At 36.4% G+C, this 20647-nt stretch carries 24 protein-coding genes; 1 reads left to right on the top strand and 23 read right to left on the bottom strand.

Features of this window, described 5'->3' with window-relative positions; translation table 11 throughout:
* Positions 1 to 3: 3 nt before the first annotated feature.
* From B2R82_RS04620 to B2R82_RS04545, 16 genes are all read right to left on the bottom strand, one after another.
* A complete protein-coding gene (locus tag B2R82_RS04620) occupies positions 4 to 837 on the bottom strand; it encodes an SDR family oxidoreductase (RefSeq protein WP_286923756.1) in 834 nt (277 codons plus the stop codon).
* Positions 830 to 1852: a zinc-binding alcohol dehydrogenase family protein gene (locus B2R82_RS04615; protein ID WP_286923755.1), complete on the bottom strand. Its 1023-nt coding sequence runs from the start codon at positions 1850 to 1852 to the stop codon at positions 830 to 832. The genes B2R82_RS04620 and B2R82_RS04615 overlap by 8 nt, the downstream gene beginning before the upstream one ends.
* 9 nt (positions 1853 to 1861) lie before the next feature.
* Complete coding sequence (gene uxuA / locus B2R82_RS04610) at positions 1862 to 2926, bottom strand: mannonate dehydratase (RefSeq protein WP_286923754.1); 1065 nt, start codon at positions 2924 to 2926, stop codon at positions 1862 to 1864.
* A gap of 12 nt (positions 2927 to 2938) precedes the next feature.
* On the bottom strand, positions 2939 to 3559 hold the full coding sequence (locus tag B2R82_RS04605; RefSeq protein WP_286923753.1) for a bifunctional 2-keto-4-hydroxyglutarate aldolase/2-keto-3-deoxy-6-phosphogluconate aldolase: 621 nt from the start codon (positions 3557 to 3559) through the stop codon (positions 2939 to 2941).
* A gap of 12 nt (positions 3560 to 3571) precedes the next feature.
* Positions 3572 to 4525 (bottom strand): sugar kinase, encoded by a 954-nt coding sequence (locus tag B2R82_RS04600; RefSeq protein ID WP_286923752.1) that lies wholly within the window; start codon positions 4523 to 4525, stop codon positions 3572 to 3574.
* 597 nt (positions 4526 to 5122) lie between these two features.
* A complete protein-coding gene (locus B2R82_RS04595; protein WP_286923751.1) occupies positions 5123 to 6766 on the bottom strand; it encodes a sensor domain-containing diguanylate cyclase in 1644 nt (547 codons plus the stop codon).
* A 98-nt stretch (positions 6767 to 6864) separates the two neighbouring features.
* The gene (locus B2R82_RS04590; RefSeq protein WP_286923750.1) at positions 6865 to 7113 is read right to left on the bottom strand and encodes a hypothetical protein; all 249 of its coding nucleotides are present in this window, start codon (positions 7111 to 7113) and stop codon (positions 6865 to 6867) included.
* Complete coding sequence (locus tag B2R82_RS04585) at positions 7106 to 7609, bottom strand: RNA polymerase sigma factor (protein ID WP_376781242.1); 504 nt, start codon at positions 7607 to 7609, stop codon at positions 7106 to 7108. Before B2R82_RS04585 ends, B2R82_RS04590 begins: the two co-directional genes overlap by 8 nt.
* Positions 7610 to 7616: 7 nt before the next feature.
* Positions 7617 to 7997: a group-specific protein gene (locus B2R82_RS04580; RefSeq protein ID WP_286923748.1), complete on the bottom strand. Its 381-nt coding sequence runs from the start codon at positions 7995 to 7997 to the stop codon at positions 7617 to 7619.
* A gap of 8 nt (positions 7998 to 8005) precedes the next feature.
* Positions 8006 to 8755 (bottom strand): ABC transporter permease, encoded by a 750-nt coding sequence (locus tag B2R82_RS04575; RefSeq protein ID WP_286923747.1) that lies wholly within the window; start codon positions 8753 to 8755, stop codon positions 8006 to 8008.
* Positions 8752 to 9474 (bottom strand): ABC transporter ATP-binding protein, encoded by a 723-nt coding sequence (locus tag B2R82_RS04570; RefSeq protein WP_286923746.1) that lies wholly within the window; start codon positions 9472 to 9474, stop codon positions 8752 to 8754. Before B2R82_RS04570 ends, B2R82_RS04575 begins: the two co-directional genes overlap by 4 nt.
* 213 nt (positions 9475 to 9687) lie before the next feature.
* Positions 9688 to 9942 carry a pyridoxamine 5'-phosphate oxidase family protein gene (locus tag B2R82_RS04565; protein ID WP_286923745.1) on the bottom strand — a complete coding sequence of 85 codons (255 nt, stop codon included), beginning with the start codon at positions 9940 to 9942 and terminating at the stop codon, positions 9688 to 9690.
* Positions 9943 to 10197: 255 nt separating this feature from the next.
* Complete coding sequence (locus B2R82_RS04560; protein WP_286923744.1) at positions 10198 to 10557, bottom strand: winged helix-turn-helix transcriptional regulator; 360 nt, start codon at positions 10555 to 10557, stop codon at positions 10198 to 10200.
* Between the two features lie 165 nt (positions 10558 to 10722).
* Positions 10723 to 11178 (bottom strand): MarR family winged helix-turn-helix transcriptional regulator, encoded by a 456-nt coding sequence (locus B2R82_RS04555; protein WP_286923743.1) that lies wholly within the window; start codon positions 11176 to 11178, stop codon positions 10723 to 10725.
* A complete protein-coding gene (locus tag B2R82_RS04550; RefSeq protein WP_286923742.1) occupies positions 11156 to 11602 on the bottom strand; it encodes an EVE domain-containing protein in 447 nt (148 codons plus the stop codon). The genes B2R82_RS04555 and B2R82_RS04550 overlap by 23 nt, the downstream gene beginning before the upstream one ends.
* On the bottom strand, positions 11599 to 12027 hold the full coding sequence (locus tag B2R82_RS04545) for an SRPBCC family protein (RefSeq protein WP_286923741.1): 429 nt from the start codon (positions 12025 to 12027) through the stop codon (positions 11599 to 11601). Before B2R82_RS04545 ends, B2R82_RS04550 begins: the two co-directional genes overlap by 4 nt.
* Before the next feature lie 238 nt (positions 12028 to 12265).
* On the opposite strand from B2R82_RS04545, the gene B2R82_RS04540 reads away from it, so the two are divergent.
* Positions 12266 to 12754, top strand: a complete 489-nt coding sequence (locus B2R82_RS04540; protein WP_286923740.1) for a hypothetical protein — start codon at positions 12266 to 12268, stop codon at positions 12752 to 12754.
* 122 nt (positions 12755 to 12876) lie between these two features.
* Here B2R82_RS04540 and B2R82_RS04535 read toward each other — a convergent pair whose 3' ends face one another.
* The 7 genes from B2R82_RS04535 to B2R82_RS04505 all read right to left on the bottom strand — a co-directional run bounded on the left by B2R82_RS04535 (position 12877) and on the right by B2R82_RS04505 (position 20602).
* The gene (locus B2R82_RS04535) at positions 12877 to 14160 is read right to left on the bottom strand and encodes an alpha/beta hydrolase (RefSeq protein ID WP_286923739.1); all 1284 of its coding nucleotides are present in this window, start codon (positions 14158 to 14160) and stop codon (positions 12877 to 12879) included.
* Positions 14161 to 14173: 13 nt separating this feature from the next.
* Positions 14174 to 15256: a DUF1648 domain-containing protein gene (locus B2R82_RS04530; RefSeq protein ID WP_286923738.1), complete on the bottom strand. Its 1083-nt coding sequence runs from the start codon at positions 15254 to 15256 to the stop codon at positions 14174 to 14176.
* 7 nt (positions 15257 to 15263) lie between these two features.
* Entirely contained in the window at positions 15264 to 15641 is a 378-nt protein-coding gene (locus B2R82_RS04525) for a GntR family transcriptional regulator (RefSeq protein WP_286923737.1), read from the bottom strand.
* Between the two features lie 470 nt (positions 15642 to 16111).
* Positions 16112 to 16489: a carboxymuconolactone decarboxylase family protein gene (locus tag B2R82_RS04520; RefSeq protein ID WP_286923736.1), complete on the bottom strand. Its 378-nt coding sequence runs from the start codon at positions 16487 to 16489 to the stop codon at positions 16112 to 16114.
* Positions 16490 to 16710: 221 nt separating this feature from the next.
* Positions 16711 to 18084: an argininosuccinate lyase gene (gene argH / locus B2R82_RS04515; RefSeq protein ID WP_286923735.1), complete on the bottom strand. Its 1374-nt coding sequence runs from the start codon at positions 18082 to 18084 to the stop codon at positions 16711 to 16713.
* Between the two features lie 118 nt (positions 18085 to 18202).
* Positions 18203 to 19396: an argininosuccinate synthase gene (locus B2R82_RS04510; protein ID WP_286923734.1), complete on the bottom strand. Its 1194-nt coding sequence runs from the start codon at positions 19394 to 19396 to the stop codon at positions 18203 to 18205.
* 372 nt (positions 19397 to 19768) lie between these two features.
* A complete protein-coding gene (locus B2R82_RS04505; RefSeq protein ID WP_286923733.1) occupies positions 19769 to 20602 on the bottom strand; it encodes a CPBP family intramembrane glutamic endopeptidase in 834 nt (277 codons plus the stop codon).
* Positions 20603 to 20647: the final 45 nt, after the last annotated feature.

Here is a 20647-nt window from a genome sequence, read left to right as displayed (position 1 = left end):
TTGTTAAACGCCTGCGTAAGCCATAAATCCACCATCAACAGGAATCGTTACGCCAGTGACAAATGCTGAGTATGTATCATCAGCTAAAAATAATAATGTCCCTAATAAATCTTGTGGTTTTCCAAAACGCTTTTGTGGTGTAGCTGTAATGATTTTTTCTGAACGTGCTGTTAGTGAGCCATCTTCTGTCAGCAATAGATTACGGTTTTGTTCGGTAATAAAAAATCCAGGTGCAATGGCATTAACACGTAAACCTGCTTCTGCAAAATGCACAGCCATCCATTGTGTAAAATTATTAATCGCTGCCTTTGCCGCGCTATATGCAGGCACTTTTGTCATAGGAGCATAGGAACTCATGGATGAAATATTAATAATCGTCCCCTTCGTTTTCAGCAATGCTTCGCCAAAAACTTGGGCAGCTAAAAATGTTCCTGTAAAATTATTCGAGAATACGCTTTCAAAACCGTTTGGCGTTAATTCAAAGAAATTTGGTGTAGTTGATTCTTCTTTATATACTTCATCAGCAGTAATGGCATCTGGATGATTGCCGCCCGCTCCATTAATAAGCACATCAATCCGACCATATTGCTGTAAAATTGCTTGTCTCGCTGCTATTAATGATTCTTTATTTAAAACATCCACAGAAAAATTAATCGCTTCCCCACCATTTTCTTTAATCGATTGGACGACTTCTTCTCCTTTTTGTGCTGTACGATTTAAAATAGCTACTCGCATTCCTTGCTTGGCCAATTCCTTTGCCATCTCAGAACAAAGAACACCACTGCCACCTGTTACAACGGCTACTTTATTTTGTAATGCCTCATGCACCTTACTCACCTACTTTTAAAATGACTTTACGTACTTCATTTGGGTTTTTTTCTATAAATTCAAAGGCTTCTTTTGCTTCATGTAATGAAAAAGTATGTGAAATTAAACCTTGTTGCTGTAGCTTTTCAGCATTGACAAGCTTGACTACGTTTTCAAATTGGAACGTTTGCAAACGTGAACCTTTTATTGACAATTCTTTTTTCGTAATTGGTAGAGGAGCAAGTTCAATAGCTTCCTCTCCAAAGCTAAGGACTACCACTCTTCCAGCCACTGAAACAGCATCAATAGAATTCTTAAAAGTTAGCGGAATACATACCGCATCAATAGATACATTGACGCCTACTCCTTCTGTCCATTGATTAACAGCCTCTAATAAATCTTGTTCATTTACATTTACAACTTCATCCGCACCAAGTTCTTTTGCATAAGAGAGCTTAGCTGGATCCAAATCAGAAATCATCACGCGTGCATCCATTAATTTAGCCATCTTTAAAATGCAAATGCCAATCGGCCCTGCCCCTTGAATCAATAGCGTCTCACCAGCCTGTAATTCACCACGATATACTGCTTGGGCGCCAATTGTATAAGGTTCGATTAAAACTGCCTCTTCTAAAGGAGTGTGGTCTGCTACTTTATGCAATTGCTTTTCACTCACAACAAAACGCTCACGCATACCTCCATCTTCATGAACACCAAAAACAGTAAGCTGTTCGCAGACATTTGGTTGTCCTTTACGGCAAGCATAGCACTCTCCACAATAACGAATCGGTTCGACAACAACTTTGTCACCAGCTTTTAATCCTTGCACCCCCTGGCCAACCTCTAACACACGTCCAACAACTTCATGCCCAGGCACGCGAGGCAATGTCGCTAATGGATTCGAGCCATGATAAATATGCATATCTGATCCGCAAATACCAACATATTCGGTTTGAACAAGGACATCTGTTAGCTTTGTTATCACTGGTTCTGCTACATCAATTAAAGCCATTTCAAAAGGTTTGATTACTTGTAGTGCTTTCATACATGTCACCTATTTCTTTAGATTTTCATAAGCATCCCAAAGACCATTTAAATACATAATGCCAAGTGCTCGATCATATAAACCGTACCCTGGACGACATTGTTCTCCCCAAATATGACGACCATGATCTGGACGTACATAGCCTTCATAGTTTTGATCATTTAATGTGCGAACAATATTTTTAATATCGATTGAACCATCAGATGTAAAATGCGATGTTTCAAAGAAACTACCATTTTCCATAATCTTGACATTGCGAATATGGGCAAATGGAGCACGATATGCATATTTTTCAGCGATTGCAACCATATCATTTTGTGGATCTGCTCCCATTGAACCTGAGCAGAACGTAAAACCATTTGCCACTGAATCAGAGATTTTAATTAATTTTTCATAGCTTTCTGCTCCCGTAATAATGCGCGGTAAGCCAAAGATGGAATACGGTGGATCATCTGGATGAATCGCCATTTGAATACCTGCTTCTTCTGCAACTGGTAAAATAGCTTGTAAGAAATAAGCTAAGTTGTCCCAAAGTTTGGCTTCATCTACTTCTTTGTACTGCTCGAATAATTCTGAAAGTCGGGCTAATCGTTCCGGTTCCCATCCTGGAAGGGTTAAATCCGAAGAAGCCCTTACTTCATTCACTAGTTCTTGTGGATCTAAATTCATTACCTTTTCCTTATCAAAATAGAGAGCCGTTGAGCCATCTTCTAATGGATGAAATAGGTCTGTACGTGTCCAATCAAATACAGGCATGAAGTTATAGCAAATGACCTTGACACCAACCAAGCTTAGGTTGCGAATAGATTGTTTATAGTTTTCAATATATTGATCACGTGTTGGCAATCCTAGTTTAATATCCTCATGGACATTGACACTTTCTACAACATCTGTATGGAATCCAAAAGAACGTATATAGTCAACCTCATCTTGAATGATCTCTTTTGTCCATACTTCCCCAGCTGCTAGATGATGTAATGCCCAAACAATTCCTTTTACATTTGGAATTTGTTTTACATCTTCTAATTTCACTGTATCATTGCCACGACCGTACCATCTAAATGTCATATTCATCCTTACTACCTCCTAGTTTGATAGATTTTTCATATACGCTTTTGCTTGAGCTACAACACCTTCATACCCATCCTTTGCAAATGCTTTATTTAAATCACTACCGATACCAACCGCGACTGCACCTGCATTTAACCATTCATTCATATTAGCTAAACCAACACCGCCTGTAGGCATAATTGTGATATTTGGTAGTGGACCTTTAACCGTTTTAATAAAGCTAGGTTCAAATTGATTTCCTGGAAATAATTTAATAATGTCACTTCCACCTTCAAGTGCTGTCACCATTTCTGTAATGGTCATACACCCTGGTAGGTACGGTATGCTATAGCGATTGCAAAGCTTTGCAATCGCAGCATTATAGCTTGGACTAACAACAAACTTTGCACCGTTTAAAATGGCGTGGCGCGCAGTCTCTACATCCAATACTGTACCTGCCCCAATTATTGCATCACTATGGCGTAATGCTTTAAAGGTTTCTTCTACAAATGGTGTTGTATACGTTATTTCAATTGCTCGAATGCCACCTGTAATGGCACCTTTTGAAATTTCTGTCGCTTCTTCAGGTGAACTTCCGCGAATAACAGCTACAACTTTTGCATCTGACAACGCTTTCAAAATTTCAATTTTTTGCATTCCTGACAACTCCTAACGCTCAATTAGTTTTTCATCGCCGATAAATTGCCTTAATTCTTGCAAGGATGGGAGCCCTTCATTGTCTCCTTTAATCGTTGCTACCAATGCCCCTGCACCATTGGCTAAACGGAGGCGTTCTGGGATATCGTAACCATTTAAATAGCTATAGACATACGCTGCATCAAATGCATCTCCTGCTCCAACAGTATCAATGGCACGAATGGAAAAAGCTTCTCGATCATACCGTTCAGTAGTTGTATAAACAGTGGCGCCTTGTTCACCTTTTTTCACAATAATTTCGTCTATTTTATAACTCTCTTGAACGTCTTTAACTGTACGCCCTTCAAATAAAAGTTCAAATTCATCCTGTCCTGTTAAAAGAAGATTAATAGATGGATACACTTTTTCGTATACAGCTCGGGCATCTTCTATAGTCCATAGTTTTAAACGTAAATTTGGATCAAAGGATATAGGAATATTTTTTGCTTGTGCTAAAGCAATCAATTTCAATGCAACTTGAATGTTATGTTTACATACTGCTAAATACACGCCGCTAATATGTAATAAATCCACATCATCGAGCACTGACTCATCAATTCGATCTTCAGTCAGCTCAAGTAAAGGTGATGGGTTGCGGTAATAAAACGATTTACCTGCACCGTCTTCTCGAATTTCCTTGAAGTAGATAGACGTTGGAATATGTGGTGTTCGTAAGACATGTGAAACATCAATCCCTTCACCACGCGCAAAGTTATAAATTAACTTGCCAAATTCATCGTCTCCAATACAACTAATCCATTTTGCTTCCATATCTAAACGTGTAACACCTATTGCAAAATTTAATTCTGCACCACCCACAGCTCGCTCAAAGGAAGGAACGAAACGTAGAGGACCTGTCTTAGATGGATTAAAAACGACCATTGCATCCCCAATCGTTGCAATTCGTTTATTTCTCAATATTTTCATCCCCTTCACAAGTAAAACGTTTTACTAAAACGTTTTACTAATACTAACATGATTTTTTTAGTGTTGCAACAATAATCCGATTATTTAGATAGTTGGAAACAAATTGCGTTTACAAAAAAGTAGTCTCTAAATACATAAAAACCCCGTAAAATTCTAGCTTTTACGAGGGAAATTCACTAATTATTGATAGTACAAGCAACCTTCAGGAGTTGACCAAATTAGATGTTGGTACCATGGATTTATCATATGAGAAACTTATTAATTTCACATTGGCGAATTAACATCCGGATTTTGATTTGTCCCCACACAATTTTAGTAATACAAAATAGAACCATCCCTGCAAACAAGATGAATGTACAAAACATATACACAATCGTTATATAAAAATTCATGATATTTCTCAAGAAGAGGTTACCCAACATATTGCTTTATTGGAAAAATCATTGAATTTAGCATAGAGAAATAAAACAAGATCTGCTAACTATATGTTCGTTTGACTGTACTATTGGAAATGGGGCTAAAAGTGGGGCTAGTTTATATCTAACCCCCACTCAAACCGCTATATATAACAGTGCCTATTAGATTCTACTTAGCCAATTAAATGTTTGTATCTACTTGCGTACTATCGTACACTCTAAGTTGATTTCTACCACTTTCCTTGGCAGTATAAAGTGCTTGATCAGCCTTATCAAGTAGCTCATAAAATGTAGCAACATCGCTGGCTCGACCATATTCTGCTATGCCAATACTCACTGTTACATTGATCTTTACATGATCATTTGTGTATGGATTCGCTTCTACATTTTCACGAACTCTTTCTGCTATTTTTATGGCACTTTCTATTGTTGTATCTGGAGATAAAATAACAAACTCCTCTCCCCCATACCTTGTGATTAAATCCACTCGTCGTACAGAATTAGAAATGATGTTGGCTACATGCTTTAACACCTCATCACCAATTAAATGTCCATAAGTATCATTAACCTTTTTGAAAAAATCAATATCAATGGCTATACATGAACATGCATTTTCATCTTCTAAACATTTCTCAAAAACAAGCTCTCCCTGCTCAATTAAATAACGACGGTTATAGAGCTTTGTGAGCTGACAGGTTATCGATAATTCCTTCAATAAAATTGTATCCTGTCTGACCTTGGTGCTCATATCATTAAAGGATGAACAAAGCTCCTGAAATTCCTGTGCATAAGGTGCTAGCTGGTGTTCATTTATTTGATAATCATAATTTCCTTGCTGTACCTTTCCAACACCTGTCAAAAGCTGTTGAATGGGTTCTTCAATTTTTTTTGAAAGCTGAAGCATAACTCTAATAGTAAAGAATGACCCTATGACAATACAAATGGCTATAAGTAGAAATCGAATAATGAGTGGTTTTAATGCATCGAATAAACCAATTTCTGAAATAATAAACCATTTTCCTTGATTGATTGGCTTACTTTTCGCAAACACCCATTTACCGTTCATATCTTTATAAACATGAAGGTCATTTGCCGTATTATTGACAGCGAAATCAAGAATATGCTCATCCACTATAAATTGTTCAGATGAGCTATCATTGTTTCTCACATTTAACTCAGTGAGCATCATGCCATTCTGATTCATAATATAGGCATGTCCAAGAAAGCCGACTCTTGATTCATGTAGGTACTGGTTGATTACCTGGACATTCACGGTTCCAAAAACTACGCCATTAAACTCTTGCTGCTCATTTAAAATAGGTGAGGCAAATGCAACAATTGGCTGATTGGTAACCTTACTGATAAAAATATCTGTGATGTAGGGTTGTTGTGTTTTTTTGGCAATCTGAAAATACTCTCGATTTTGTACATTTACACCCGTCCCATTTGTTGTAAGTTCTTTAACGGTATCAAATTGCACAATGCCATCTTTATTGACGAAGATCAAGTCAGTAAAATCTGTTTTATCTTTGAAATCTTGAAAAAAAGCTTGTGCCTTTTCATAATGGTAACCTTTTACAAAGTCTAAATTAGCAATAGTATGTATATCACTGGAACGTTCTGTTAACCAGCTTTCAAAAAAGTATGTTTGAGCATTTAAATAATTTACCATCTCTTCATTTTGGTGCTGAATAGTTTGTCGGAACTCAATGAAAAGTGTTGGAATAAATATACAAAGTCCAATGATAAAAGTAATGAGTACAAGTGCCCTATGTAGCTGACCTCTTATCTTGTTTGGCTGTGGAATGTTTCTAAAAACCCTCAAAGTATTCACCTCCACCTTTTACAATAAAAAGTACTCTATTCATTAAAAATACCACAATCTAATGACTGTGGCAGTGAAATATTTAAGAGTTATTCCTATTATTGAAGCATAATTTGAAGAATTGTAATAAATACAGCCGTGACGATAGGCAATAGTTTCAAAGAAGTGTAGCCGACTGAGGATGAATAAATAGGCTCTAATGGATCTTTCGTAGGAGAGGCTAAATACTGGATAAAACGTTGCCAGCGACTTTTCTTATATGTGATTAGCTGCTTGGGAATCTCTACTTTATCTTGATCTAAGCTGTCCTTTAGCCACTGCTCCTTGTGAAATTCATTTTTAAGCATCGAAATCCTCCTTTAGCTCTTCCTTTAAAGTCTTTATCGCATTATGTAATCTCGATTTAACGGTACCAAGTGGGATGGACAAGATTTGTGCAATTTCCTCCTGTGGCAAATCATGATAATATACAAGCAAAATAACTGCTCGTTGCTTTTCAGGTAATTGAAGTATAGCTTCTTGAACCGTTAATTTTTCATCAGCTGATAGACGACGGTTTTCTGTAGGTACTAAAAACGGAAAGAGTGTGCGCCACTTTTTGCGTCGATTTAATTTATTGATCATTAAGCGGTAAGCGATTTGAAATAAAAATGCCTTCACTGTTCCCTTTTGCTGATCAAAATCCTGCTTTATATATTGTAAACGCTCAAAGGTATCTTGTACAATATCAATGCTTAGCTGCTCCTCACGAGTATAGCGAAATAAAAAGCAGTACAGAGGCTCATACAAAAGACTATAGAGCTGTTCAAAGCCCTCAATATCGCCATTTTTATAAGCCTCCATCCACTCCTCATTGCTCATCATCTAGCTCATCCCCCCAATGAGCCTTAATGGACTTCAAAGTTATAGAAAGACGACCTACCAAATAGCCTACTATTACAAATACCCATGTTGACGATTGATTGGCAAAAAACTGCACATATGGATTTTCGATTGTTTGAGAAGAGGTTAAAAGAAAGAAAACTGCCTGCACACAAAGTATTGTATAAATGGCTAAAACGAGCGTTAAAGTATCAAATACATTCCAACGTAAATAAATGGTTGTTTTTTTATAATTAATTTTTCTATTTTCGCGTACAACATATTTTTTATCCATCGGGATTGTAATTCCCAAAATAATAATAGTCAAAACTCCATTTGCAATTAAAGATACAATAAATCCAATTCCCATAAAATCACCTATTTACTGGTATATACTTTCTTAGCGATTGCTGCTAACACCAAGCTTAGAACTGCTAAAATTATACAATACTGATATTGCGGAAGCCATGTTTCGCCCATTAAATTTAATGATACTTGCAAGCTATCATATAAATATAGCATCGGATTCCAAATTAGGAAAATAAAATAATCTTGAGGGTTTTTCCCCGCTAATGTTAAAAACATCGATGTCATTTGTATGGAAAACATAAATAACATCATAATTGGTACAAGCATACTTGTTGCTACTTTTTCATTTTTAAATAGACCTGCCAATATAAAGCTCAATGGATACATTGCCAGTAATACAAAATTACTCATTAAAATAACTAGCAGAAATGATGATAAAGAAATATCAATTATAAATGAATAACCAGTGAGTAGTAACACTAAAAATAGGTTTAATAATGTAAAGACACCAATTCCCATACCTATATAATAATTGTGTGGCTTAATGCCTGTACGCTGCACCCATTGAAGGGTTTTATTGGCTTTCATATCAGCTAAATAGATTGTAGCACTAGAAAAAGAAAAAAAGAAGATTAGCATAATTATAGAAATCGGTAAAAACTGACCTTTAATCAAAAATTCAAATGATTCTTCAGTCATCACACTTTTAGCAAAAAATGATATGGTCATAAACATAAATCCTGGTAACAAATTTCCAATAGCCATTCCTGGGTTACGAATACTTTCCAACATATACATACGTGCAATTTGCTTGATCATCCTGCTTTTCCTCCTAAAATTTGACCTGTCGCTTCGTAATAAAGACCTTCAATTCCTGGTAATCTTGCGTCAGTGTATTTATGATAGAGCTCATCTTGTGTAGCATTTTCAATAATTTTACCCTCTTTTAGGATGACAATATAATCAAATAATGGCTCTAATCCTGCCACCTCATGACTAATAATAATGAGCAATTTATTACGCTGACTAATTTCCTGCTGTAGGTAAAACATCAATTGCTTTTTCTTTGTTAAATCTAAATCAGCAAATGGCTCATCTAATATGATAATGGGTTTATTTAATAAGAAAGAAAGGTAGATAGATACTGCTTTTCGCTGACCGCCTGATGCATTTTTCATCATAATATGATCATATGTTGGTAACCCTAATATTTCATATAGCTCACCCAAATCAATCCTGTTGTTCGTCAATGTAGCAAAAAGAGCAATCACTTCGCGAATTTTAAGATGCTGATAGCTTGAAAAAAATTGATATTGCAGCGCTACCTGCTCATGTACATTAACCGACGAACCCTGGATTTGCATAGAGCCCTCATCTGATTTTAGATCACCTGCTATACACTTTGATAATGTAGATTTTCCGGCACCATTTTGGCCTAGCAATAAATAGCAATTGCCCCATTTAAATGTAGTTGATACACCGTCCAGTACATTTACACCATTAAATTTTTTCACAATATCCTTAACAATTAGTTCCAAAATATAACCTCCCTTTTTGTATTTCACTCACTATACAAACAGGGATCATAAAAAGTTCATTTTATTTTTAAAAAAACAAAAAAAGTTTTTTTCTATCACAATAACGCACTCAAACCTTCACATTCAATAGGAACAAGCATTAAAAAAAGCCCACACGCTTGTGCAGACTTCATAGCTTCTAGCATACCGTAGAACGAGGAATTTTCTACTCTATTACACTTCAAAGGTTTTGGAAGAAAAATTGTTATAGTATCTTCCAGACAAGCAGGTAAATTTTAATACACAGTAATCAGGATCCGTTACACCAAGTGGATAATAAAGTGTATCGCCATCTTGCCAGATTAACTCCTTAGATGCCGGATCCTCTAACACTTCCATAGTTCCCTTGAACATTACGCCTTCAAAACGCTTTTGATCGCAAAAGTAAACGCTTGCCCTTTGTTCATTACGGAATTGGGCTACCCGCATAGATGACGTATTCGTTGTAAAATAAAAAGTATAAAAGCCCTCTCTTACCGTGGTGCAAGCATGGCCTTCACTTGAGGAAACCCCTCATGATCGATAGAGCCTACAAATGCCGTATTTTGCTGTTCTAGCAGCCTGTTAACTGAATTCTGTAAATTATTCATAGTATATACTCCTTTCTAATTCAATGCTGTCTAGAAATAGTATACGGAGCTGTGAAACTATCGAACAGTACCCACTTTTTCGTAAGTATCTTTTTTATTCAATGAATCCTTTCATTCTTAAGAAATCTTCCATTCCATGCTCCTGCATTAATTGAATGCCCACATTTTGCATAATTTCTACTGCTTCGTATAGTTTTTTACCTCTCTCGCTTAAACGATACTCTACTTTTAATGGATAGCCTTCAAAAGAGGTTTTTTCGACAATGTTGAATTCCATTAAATCGTTTAGATGCTCTAATAACATTTTTTGAGTAATTCCTTGAATATCTTTAACAAGCTGTGAAAGAGATGCAGGTCCTTTGGCAAGTTGCCATAAAATCATAGGCTTCCATTTTCCTCGTGTTATATCGTGGGTTAATTCTAATGGACAAGTATATTGATCCCTCATTTTCATTTATATTCTCCTCCACCATTCATTGTATTTTAATATGAGCGTATCATAAAAAGAGGTTGGAATATGTATATTTTTGTTAAATTAAAAAATGTGAGAAATCAACGTTTCTAAAAAATTGATTTCTCACACAAATTAGCTTTTACATAAATACTTTTTCACTAACGCTCACTCGTCCACCTCGGCTTTTAACAGTGAGAGTAGTTCCTTGTTAAAGTTAGGTTGTTTATCCTGAATAGGTTTAAAAAATTGGGCATCCGTATTTTCAACAATTGGTAACGCTATTTTAATTTTATTTGACCCCTCCTCAGTTGGAGAAAGTAGTATCTCGCGCTTATCTAAAGGGTTTTTGTTTCTACAAATAAATCCTTTAGCCTCAAGTGTTCTGACAACATCTGAAACCATCATACTATTTAATTTTGTAAAATCTGCGAGTCTTTTTTGAGTAACCGTCTCACCATTTACATGTAGATAATCACACGCAGTTAATAGCACAAACTGGACATGCGTCAGATCTATCCTGCTCAGTTCCTTTGTAATCATCCTTTGCCAGGCTTGTGTAACTTGCCATAGTAAAAAACCTGAGCTTTCTTTTGGATCATTAAACTTTGAACTCCATTCCACTAAAATCCACCCCCATTGCATTTGCAATTGTTATAAAATCTTGTTTAGTTACTTCAAAATGTCCTCTACGAAATAATAAACCTACATTTGCATTTTCAGATACGAATGTTAGCTTTGATTTGATATGTACAAAACTTACATTGTGGCAAGGCTGATACAATATGTCCAACCTGTAGGGAAAAAATTCAGGAGCCATTTGCACTTGATAAACATTTCCTGACTTAACCATTCCAATAGCAGTAAAAGCTTGAAGAGGATTTCCGTCTGGATATTTGGTTTTTGGTGAGTAGTATATTAACCAATCTCCTACATTCATTCTCTTTAAAGGTGCATGTTTTCCATGACAAAGCTGTGCAAACCCACCTTTTTCACCTATTTTAACATGTTCTTCGGATACAACCCCTATCCAAAATCTTTGCCTCATGAGATATCACCACTAGCAAGCTGGTTTAAATTGGACATACTACTCGGAATTCCTTGTGTAATCATAGGGCCAATTTGATTGCCAATCATTTCCGCATTCGGTCCTGATAGGATTACACTATGTGTCACCTTTGTCCGCAAACCAAGAACTTCTATTTCATGCCGAAAATCCATCTTAATGCTTAACTGTTCGAGAATTGTTGTATTGGTGAAGAGTTTATTTTCTTTTACTTCTGTAAGCGTAAATAGCAAAGGCTCCTGTCCCAAAAGTGTTAAATCCCCTGTTACACCTTCTTCAAATGGCCCATTAATTTTTACCTCTAGTATACTATCATCCCATTTTTTCCATTTATCAACATTATTATATAGCTTCCAAATAGCTTCTGGTGTTGCTTCAGTAATAATTGAACTTTCATATTTCCACATCATTATTCACCCATTCTTAAATTAGTAAGTGCACTTATCAATAATAATAAGTGCACTTATTATTATTGTCAATAAAATTTATTGTAGAGGGAGTAGTCATCAACGTCTTCTCATAATTTTCCTTCTAAAGTACTAAATTTATTTAAACTAAATTTAACCTTGATACGCTAGACTACTTTTAGGGAATGTGGAAATTTTGTTGAATTCTTCCCTTATCATTTTTTAGGAGGATATTCGTATGAAAAAATTAGTTATTGGTAGCACATTAGCGGTTGGCTTATTATTTGCAGGAGCAAACCAATCATCTGCAGCCTCCATTCAAGGAGTAGGGTATCAGGGGATGGCTCCCATTGATTTATCTTCTGTTGATTTAGAAACAGCTTTAAAAATGGTTCAACAGCAAAGAACTAACCTATTAGAAAGTCAATTACAAACACAATTGACAGAAGTTCAAACAAGAAATGAACAACTAGCTGGTTTAAATGAACAGCTTAACCAATTGAACGCAGAAAAAGGAGCTACAACTGATACAGCTAAGCAAGCAGAATTAGATGGGCAGCTTCAAACAGTACAGAATCAAATCAATACATTAAACAACTCACAGCAAATGGATATGCTACGCATGCAAAGTATGAACAGTAAACGAAATGAAGCATTTGATGTAATGACAAACTTTGTAAAGAAAATGCAGGACAGCCGATCCTCCATTATCGGCAATATGCGCTAATTCAGGATTTATGTGTACAAAAAATAGACTTGCCTCTTAGCTTAGCAAGTCTATTTTTACTTTTTGTCAAATAAAAAATAAAACTAGATGAAGTTTTGTACAACCTCATCTAGTTGAATTTCCTATTTCTCATTTTTTATAAATTGCTGAAGTGCAGGCAGCAGCTCTTCATGTAGCGGCAATGCTGGGTCTGCATAGGTTGCTAAATTCCCAGCGCGATCTGTTGGGGCCTTTTTCAATACATGGTTCATATCCTTCATATAGAGCAGCTTTGCCTCTTGCTTCCCTTTCTTTAAAGCTTCTGCATCAGCTTCCTTTACCTGTAAATCATTGGTACCCTGCACAATTAATACACGACTTTGTACTTTCGTAAGCTCATCTGCTGGATTATAGTTTAACATGGACATCAAATAAGGCTGAATAGCAGGACGGAAAATTGCCTGTAATTTAGGTGAAATGTTCTTCACCTGCTTGCCTTGTTTGAGAGATTTTAGAATAGCCGTTGATTCTTTATAAAGTTTTGGTGTCAATTGACCATTTAATTGCTCTAATAGCACAACATCTAAGGGTCTTCCAACACCTGCGATTGAAACATAGGATGCAACCTTTGTTTTTTGTGCTGCAAGTAATCCAATAAGTGCTCCTTCGCTATGCCCAATAATATGCACATTTGAATAGGATTTATCAGCTAGAAGCGCATTAATTACTTGAACAGCGTCATCTACGTATTGATCAAACGTTCCATCCTCTTCCTTTGTTAAGAGAGATTGATTATCCCCTAATCCTCGTTTATCATAGCGAACAGTTGCGATTCCTTCATCTGCCAAACCTTCCGCAATCATTTTTAAGCTATTATTTTTGCCAGCCAAAGTGGAATTGCCATCTTTATCAGTTGGTCCAGAGCCAGCAATAATGAGTGCTACTGGAGATGGTTTTTTGCTAGTCTTTTGAAGTGCTACAGTTAATTCACCATTCTGAACAGGTATCTTCATTGTTTCATACGTAATTGGTTGTTCTTTATAAGATTTTAATAAAAGTGGGAATGACCCCCCATTCTGTTGAAACGTTGCTTCTATTTGATCATCTTTGAAGGTTCCATTAATAGCAATTGCAGAGCCATTTAAGTTAATGGAAACACTCACCTTATTACCCGAATACGTAACTTTATTTAATGGAAGATTCGATATACCTTGTATAGGTACTGATAATGTCCCACCATCCTGTTTTAACTCTACAATAATAGGGAGAGCGCCATTTGGTGTCTCAATATTCCCTTCCCATTTTCCGATAAACTGTTCATTCATTGAACGTTTCTCCTTTGTCAATTTACTTTCCGCAACCGCCTCTTTTTGTCCGCAGGCAACTAACAGTAAAATGGTACAGCATAACAAAAATAACTTCTTCATCCAATCTCCCTCTCTATATAAAGATAAGCAATAAAATGGGGCCTAATGTAAGACAGATAATGATATAGCACCACTTATTTGCAAAATTAACAGTCCAACCAATCCCGTATTTTTTCTGTACAACTAATGACGGGTCATTTTTGTTGAAATAAAAAATACCCCATTTCCAATATCGATCATCTGTTGCAGCTGTTTCATTTGTATGTAAATCATCAAAACGTTCATTGCTTTTACTAAGCTTCCAAATCAAAACTAGTAAGCCTCCTAATGTGATCACATTAAAAGCAATAAAAAGTGGGAAAAAGTATTGTGCCGTTTGATCCTTTAAAATAACTGTGGTGTAGTGTAAAACTACAAAAAGAATGGTCATACTATAATTGATCGCTGCTAAGTACCAGCTACCGTACTTACGTTGAGTTAGCTCTCGATGTATGGAAGCTTCTTTGGCCTGTGCGCTCAATTGTAATTTAGCATTTTTCATGCCTATAGCCATAATGAAAAAGCTAAGTTGAATAGCCAGTAAAATAAGAGGCATAGTGATGACAGAGAGACGAGATTTTTCTGTCCAACCATCCGCCTCCCCTGCCGAATTCCAATGTGTTGCAAAACTATCTGGGATTGAATCATAATTCATGTACGTAAAAGTCATTAATGCAATTGTCATAATAATTGGTAGGCTAAAAAATATCGGTGGCAGTGTTTCATCTTTCTGTCGAATTGACAAATCCGTAACATATACTGTTTTTGTCTGTCCTTCCCACTGCTCTTGCTGTTTTAATTTTTTTGTTTTGATATGATAATTCATGTAAAGACCAGATGATAGAAGAAGCATAGCATAAAGAAGAAGAAAGGATAGTAAAGTCACCTTCTCCTCCTGTATAGTAGTCAAAAGATGTAGCCCAATTTGTACCAGTAAACACAAACTAGCAATGCCACCTACCCATTGGCTATACCGCCTTTTCCACTGTATTAATTGCGAATGTTTGACAAAGGGTTCTGGTATAGAAACCCCAAAGACATTTGTTTTTCTTGCTAAATGTGGTGTCATGGCTTCCAAAATCCCGACAATAATAAAAATGCCTACTATTACCAGCATGCTTCCCCTACTTCCATTGTTTTAAAATTCGCTGGAACAAACTTGTCATTTGTTCTTTTTCTAACCCACGTGCAAAAGCTTCTGCCATTATAGGCTTTAAGGCATTTTCTACTTTTTCAACCTCTATTTCTTCCAGCTCCCGCTTTTGACCACCTATAATGACAGCTTTCGCTTTCGGCTTTAATGCGATTAAGCCTTTTTCTTCAAGTTCATGATAACTTTTACTCACTGTACTAACATTAATACCTAAATCCGTAGCCATAGAACGCACTGATGGTAAAGTATCACCGTTTTTGAGCTCTCCTTTAGCAATTAATTCAATTAATTGATTGGCTAATTGTTTATAGAGCTGTAACTCATCACTTGGATCTAAGCGTATTTGCATATCACACCTCCATCTGTACCACCCTAAACATAACAGAATCTGTTATGCATAGAGTAATACAGAATTGCCTAAATGTCAAATGGAGTTATATTTAATTTCAGATCGTTGTTTTTCTTTAATTGATCACATTCATCACCTTTTTAAGCAGGTTTCCTCTGAACCTAAAAAAGGACCCAGAATAATTCTGGATCCTTGGACACTTATAGCTCTATTTGATTTTTATCTGTATTGTTTTTTGCTTCATCTTAAGCGACAGCAAAACAGAATTTTCTGCCATGCCTAAAACTTAAGTTTTAGAAGCTCACCTGATACAGTTGTGGCGGACTTTCCTGAGATTCCTGGTCTTTGGGTGTTTGACTACTCATTCTACATCCTCCTCATCAGATTAGATTAATAAGTGTTTCCGGTTTTAATATGAGCTATATACCAACTATTTATTCACGAAATCTACATTTGGCAAAAAAGTTGCTTTAAGCCTCTTCAGTAAAAACCTGTTGTGCAATCGTTAATGCGTTTTGAACACGCGGGAAGCCAATATAAGGCACTAGCTGCAATAAGGCCTCAACAATTTCTGTCTGTGTTAAGCCAGCATGTAAGCCCCGCTTTATGTGTGTTTTAGTTTGTGGTGCAGCGCCTTGTGTTACCACCGCGGTAATAACAACAAGTGCACGGCTTTTAACATCTAATCCCGGACGTGAATAGACCTCACCATAGGCAAATTCTATAATCATTTTTCGTAAATCCGGTGCCACGTCAGCTAGTGCATCCGATTCAATCATTCGATCAGCCTCTTGCTCCGTAACATATTGTTTAATTGTGTCTAACCCCTTTGTAAAACGCTCATTCATGTCCAATCCCCCTAAAAGATAATCATTACATTTCCTTATACAAAAACCCCAATTCCGCGTCTCCAGAATTGGGGATTGTCCTTCACATATGTAAGGGTCTCTTTTTCACTTCACCCTCTGGCTCCGTTGAAAAAGGAAATAGTTTTTTCATAGTGCCTCACTGGACAGCTTTAATGAATATCTATGCAAAAGTCACAAGGACATGCACGCTAAAGAAATGGTTATGCAAAACAAGCTTTTGCTTTTTCAATTTGGATATTTACTTGATCAAATCCTGTACCACCTAAAGAATGACGACGACGAACGGCAGCTTCAGGTGCTAATACATCATAAATATCCACTTCGATAAGCTCGCTTTCTTTTTTCATGTCTTCAAGCGGTAAATCTAATAAATAGATGCCCTTTTGAATACAAGTGAACACAAGCTTTCCAGTTACTTCATGTGCCTCACGGAAAGGCATACCCTTTGTTGCAAGATAATCTGCTAGCTCCGTCGCATTGGAGAAGTCGGCGTGTACTGCCTGATGTAAACGTTCTGTCTTAACAGTCATCGTGCGAATCATACCTTCAAAGATTTTTAGAGAGCCAAGAATGGTATGGACAGTATCAAACATACCTTCTTTATCCTCCTGCATATCTTTGTTGTATGTTAATGGTGTGCCTTTTAGAACCGTTAATAAGCCCATTAGGTTTCCATAGACACGTCCTGTTTTACCACGGATTAACTCTGCCATATCAGGATTTTTCTTCTGTGGCATAATGGAAGAACCTGTTGAGAAGGCATCATCCAATTCGATAAACTTAAATTCATCTGTTGACCATAGAATAATTTCCTCTGCAAAGCGTGATAAATGTGCCATTAATAATGATGCATTGCTTAAAAATTCCACGATAAAATCACGATCACTCACCGCATCCATGGAGTTGGCATAAACCTCACTAAAGCCTAAAAGCTCTGCTGATTTTAAGCGATCGATTGGGAAAGTTGTCCCAGCCATGGCACCTGCCCCTAACGGTAGGATATCAATACGCTTCATCGATTCTGTAAAGCGTTGTTTATCGCGTTCTAGCATCCAGAAATAAGCCATTAAATGATGTGCAAATGAGATTGGTTGTGCACGTTGTAGATGTGTATAGCCTGGAGCAATTGTTTCTACATGCACCTCAGCTTTTTCAAGCAATGTTTTTTGGAAAGTTTCAATTAATCCAATCGCTTCGTTTACACGTTTTTTTAAGAAAATATGCATATCTGTAGCTACTTGATCATTTCGGCTACGACCTGTGTGAAGCTTCCCGCCTACAGGACCGATTAAATCAATCAGCATCTTCTCAAGATTTAAATGGATATCTTCATTTGCAACTGTAAATTCAAGCTCACCTGCAATTGCTTTTTCCTGTAACTGTTCAAGACCGCCAAGAATAGCCTCTACGTCCGCTGCGGGTAAAATACCTGTTGCACCAAGCATCGTAACATGTGCAACACTTCCTTCAAGGTCTTCTAGAACAAGCTGTTGGTCAAAGCCAATCGATGCGCCGAATTCGTCCACCCATGCTTCGGCTGATTTTTGGAAACGTCCGCCCCAAAGTTTTGTCATAACAGCTCACCCTTTCGTTTATTTCTTTATCAATTATGCTTCTATTTGGATATATTGCTGATAGAAGGCTAAAAGGTGCAGCACAGCGCATTGCCACACTACACCTTGCTTGTCAAAATTATTTTTTATTGACAGAAGAGTTCACTACTGTTGGTAGACCCCATAACTCGATAAAGCCTACTGCTGAAGCGTGGTTGAATTGATCTTCTTTTGAGTATGTTGCTAGCTTTTCACTGTATAATGAATTTGGTGATTTACGTCCTTCTACAATCGCATGACCTTTGAATAGTTTCACACGTACTGTACCATTTACATATTGCTGTGATTGTGCAAGGAATGCTTCAAGTGCATCACGTAATGGTGAGAACCATAAACCATCATAAATTAATTCTGATAGCTTTTTCTCAATAACTGGCTTGAAGTGTGCTAATTCTTTTACAAGTGTTAAATCCTCAAGCTCTTTATGAGCCGTTAACAGCACTTTTGCTCCAGGAATTTCATATACTTCACGAGATTTAATACCTACTAAACGGTTTTCTACATGGTCAATACGACCAACACCATGGGCACCAGCAACTGCATTTAGTTCTTGAATTAAATCAGCAAGCTTCAATTCTTTTCCGTTTAATGCAACTGGTTTACCAGCCACAAATTCGATTTCCACATATTCAGCTTCATCTGGTGCATTTTCAACAGAAACAGTTAAACCGTAAGCTTCTTCTGGTGGTGAAACCCATGGATCTTCCATGATTCCCGCTTCGTTTGCACGACCCCATAAGTTTTGGTCAATCGAGAATGGTGAATCTAATGTTGCAGGAATAGGCACATTATGCTTCATTGCATATTCGATTTCCTCGTCACGGCTCCAGCCCCATTCACGAACAGGAGCTAATACCTCTAAATCTGGATTTAATGCTTTAATAGAAACCTCGAAACGAACTTGGTCATTCCCTTTTCCTGTACAACCATGAGCTACTGCGTCAGCGCCCACTTGGTTGGCAATCTCCACTAACTTTTTCGAGATTAGTGGACGAGAAAGTGCTGATACTAATGGATATTTTTGTTCATACCAAGTATGTGCTTGTAATGAAATCAGTGCATATCCTTCAGCAAATTCATCCTTTGCATCTACCATATAAGATTCAATTGCCCCTACTTGAAGAGCTTTATTTTTAATAAACTCAAGATCTTTCCCCTCACCAACGTCAAGACAAACTGCAATAACGTCCCAACCTTGTTCTTTTAACCATGGAATTGCTACAGAAGTATCAAGACCTCCTGAGTATGCTAATACTACTTTTTTATTTGCCATTAAAAATGCGCCTCCAATTAATCTATGAGATATGTATGTTTATACATTCATATAAAAGTTTATACACGAATAGTAACACGTTATAAAAATAAACACAAGTGTATTTTTATAAATTTGTAGACATTTATGTTTATTGTAAAAAGTAAGTCATTTCAATACTTATAGCTATGGTACAAACTATGAATATCTTTACTCTTATAAATGATTTCCTACTTTCTACTTGGGTGTATACAATATAAATTTCCGAAGATAACACGCTGTTTAGAATTCGATTGTGCAATAGGGCACTGAAAAAGTCGATTGGCCACAATAAAATGTGATGCCAATCGACTTTTTCAAGCTTTCAAAAAAGAAATTTAACTGTATAGCTTCTCACATAAGAGTAGGCTTTCCATAAAGAAGGCTTTTCTCTTTCTTGCCATACAACACCTTCTTTGGATTGATAATGATAATTAAAACTGCTGCTATTCCATATAAAATGGCGTTATACAGAATTAAATCGCTTAAATTTCCGTTTATGATGCCAATAAAAAAATTAAAGTTATGATGGACGGTAATCGGAATAATTAAATTTTGATTTAAATTATAAAATGCAGCCATAAGTATTGTAGTGGACATGATTGAAATCATAAAGAATAGAATATACTTCATTAAATCAATGCCCGTAAATCCTGTAGTAAACCAGATGGGTAGATGCCACAGCCCCCACCAAAACCCTATGATGATAGACGCTTTTAATGGTGAATGCTTTTTCTGAAGCTCCATTAATGCAAAGCCTCTCCAACCTAATTCTTCACCAAATGGTCCTGACAATAGTGTTTTGAAAAAGTAATAGAGCAGCATACCCCATGAGGATATAGTGAAAATTGAGTCTACTTTACTCTTGCTCAAGACGATCAATATTATTGTCAAAAAGATAAGAGCTTGAATTGTAATTACAGAAAGCAACACAGAAACTTTAATTTTATGTTTGAATTTACTTTTTACAAATTGTATAAAACTCTGACCAGGATAGATTTTCTTAAAAAGGATAGCAAACGCAAAGGTTGAAGCCCAGGATGAAATACAATGAACTACAACAAATAACCATGTAGACAAACCTAACATCTTGGTTACCCCTACAAGACAAAAGAGTGGCCAAAAGATGATATTGGTTAGTAGGATAAAACTTACTATTGGTCTTTTTAATTTTTTTTCTTTACTCATACATATTCCCCCTTTCAAATTACGGATATTTTCAGCTTAAACCTA

The sequence above is a fragment of the Lysinibacillus sp. UBA6686 genome (assembly GCF_002455205.1).
Taxonomy (GTDB): Bacteria; Bacillota; Bacilli; order Bacillales_A; family Planococcaceae; genus Lysinibacillus; species Lysinibacillus pakistanensis.
This window is presented reverse-complemented; position numbering and strand designations above follow the sequence as displayed.